The sequence below is a fragment of the Trujillonella humicola genome (assembly GCF_046233715.1).
Lineage (GTDB): Bacteria > Actinomycetota > Actinomycetes > Mycobacteriales > Geodermatophilaceae > Trujillonella > Trujillonella humicola.
The window spans coordinates 1-2,213 of sequence record NZ_JBJNRJ010000087.1 but is presented as its reverse complement, the minus strand read 5'-3'; the positions used below and the strand labels follow the sequence as shown (position 1 = coordinate 2,213).

Below are 2,213 nucleotides of genomic sequence, written 5' to 3'. Positions count from 1 at the left end.
CCCGCCGGCCGGGGCGAGCGGGAGGCCGAGGACCGCCGGCGCCGGGAGGCCGACGAGGCCATGGGGCCCCCGCGCCCCCCCCCCCCCCCCCCCCCCCCCCCCCCCGCCCCCCCCCGCCCCCGCCCCCCCCCCCCCCCCCCCCCCCCCCCCCCCCCCCCCACTCCGGTCAGGCCAGCGAGACCAGGTCGGCGAGGTCCTCGCTCCAGGCGTCCTCCGTGCCGTCGGGCAGGATGATCACCTTGTCGGGGTCCAGCGCGCGAACGGCGCCCTCGTCGTGGGTGACCAGCACGATCGCGCCCGCGTAGGTGCGCAGCGCGTCGAGCACCTGCTCGCGGCTGGCCGGGTCGAGGTTGTTGGTCGGCTCGTCGAGCAGCAGCACGTTGGCGCCGGAGACCACCAGCGTGGCCATGGCCAGCCGGGTCCGCTCGCCGCCCGAGAGCGTGCCGGCCCGCTGGTCGACCGCCTCGCCGGAGAACAGGAACGCGCCGAGGATCCGCCGCAGCTCGGTGTCGGTGGAGTCCGGCGCCGCGGCGCGCATCACCTCGAGCAGCGTGCGGTCCATGTCGATGGTCTCGTGCTCCTGCGCGTAGTACCCGATGCGCAGCCCGTGCCCGGCCTTGACCTCGCCGGTGTCGGGCAGCTCGGCGCCGGCCAGGAGCCGCAGCAGCGTCGTCTTCCCGGCGCCGTTGAAGCCGAGGACGACGACCCGGGTGCCCTTGTCGATGGCCAGGTCGACGCCGGTGAAGATCTCCAGCGACCCGTAGCTCTTGCTCAGGTGCTCGGCGGTGAGCGGGGTGCGGCCGCAGGGCGCCGGCGTCGGGAAGCGCAGCTTGGCCACCCGGTCGGCGACGCGCACCTCGGCCAGGCCCGCGGCCAGCCGCTGGGCGCGCTTGTCCATGCTCTGCGCGGCCTTGGCCTTGGTCGCCTTGGCGCGCATCTTGTCGGCCTGCGCGGTCAGCGCGTCGATCTTCTTCTCGGCGTTGGCGCGCTCGGCCCGGCGGCGGCGCTCGTCGGTCTCCCGGGCGTCCAGGTACCGCTTCCAACCGAGGTTGTAGACGTCGACGGTGGCGCGGTTGACGTCCAGGTGCCAGACCTTGTTGACGACGGCCTCGAGCAGCTCTACGTCGTGGCTGATGACCACCAGCCCGCTCTTGTGGCCGGCCAGGAATCCCTTGAGCCAGACGATCGAGTCGGCGTCGAGGTGGTTGGTCGGCTCGTCGAGCAGAAGCGTGTCGGCGTCGGAGAACAGGATCCGGGCCAGTTCGACCCGGCGGCGCTGTCCGCCGGAGAGGGTGCGCAGCGGCTGGGCGAGCACCCGGTCGGGCAGGCCGAGGTTGGTGCAGATCCGCGCGGCGTCGCTCTCGGCGGCGTAGCCGCCCATCGCGGCGAACTGGTCCTCCAGCCGCCCGTAGGTGCGCACGGCACGGTCGCGCTCGGCGTCGTCGGCCGGCTCGGCCATGGCGACCTGGGCCTTGGTCAGCTGCGCCTTGAGGACGTCGAGCCCGCGGCCGGAGAGCACCCGGTCGCTGGCGGTGATGTCGAGGTCACCGCTGCGCGGGTCCTGCGGGAGGTACCCGAGCTCCCCGGTGACCTCGACCTTGCCGGCGTGCGGCGCCCGCTCCCCGGCCAGGGTGGTCAGCGTGGTGGTCTTGCCGGCCCCGTTCCGGCCGACCAGGCCGATGCGGTCGCCGGGCTGCACGCGCAGGTCCGCTCCGCTGATGAGGATGCGGGAACCGGCGCGCAGCTCGAGGCCGGTCGTCGTGATCACTGTCCCCAGGGTAGGCGCTCCCCGCGGGTCGGTTCGACCGCCGTGCCGGTGACATGGGCTGCACCCGGTGTCCACAGATCGGGTGTGCCGGAGCCCGAACGGTGTCCGGCCCCGCCACGATGCGGGTATGACGCGTCCCCCCGGCCTGCCGTGCCCGGTCTGCGGCCGGCCCGCCGCCGGTGGCGGGCCGGCGCCCTGCCCCACCTGCGGGTTGCCGGCCGTGGGCGAGGCGGCGCTGGTGGTCGCCCGGATCGGCGCCACGATCGACGAGCTGTCCCGCGACCGCGACCGGTTGCTGGCCACCCTGCGGGGGGGGGGGCGGCGGGCCGGCCCCCCCCCCCCCCCCCCACCGCGCGGTCGGGGTGCCCTTCGAGGAGCGCTGGACCCGCTTCGACGAGGGGCTGGGGCTGCTGCGCGCTCTCGTCCGCGGCGAACCGGCCGAGGA

The 2,213-nt window shown here is 75.6% G+C and carries 1 protein-coding gene; it reads right to left on the bottom strand.

Annotated elements, in window-relative coordinates:
* Positions 1–166: 166 nt before the first annotated feature.
* Positions 167–1,768 carry an ABC-F family ATP-binding cassette domain-containing protein gene (locus tag ACK586_RS24435; protein ID WP_409333129.1) on the bottom strand — a complete coding sequence of 534 codons (1,602 nt, stop codon included), beginning with the start codon at positions 1,766–1,768 and terminating at the stop codon, positions 167–169.
* Between the last annotated feature and the right edge of the window lie 445 nt (positions 1,769–2,213).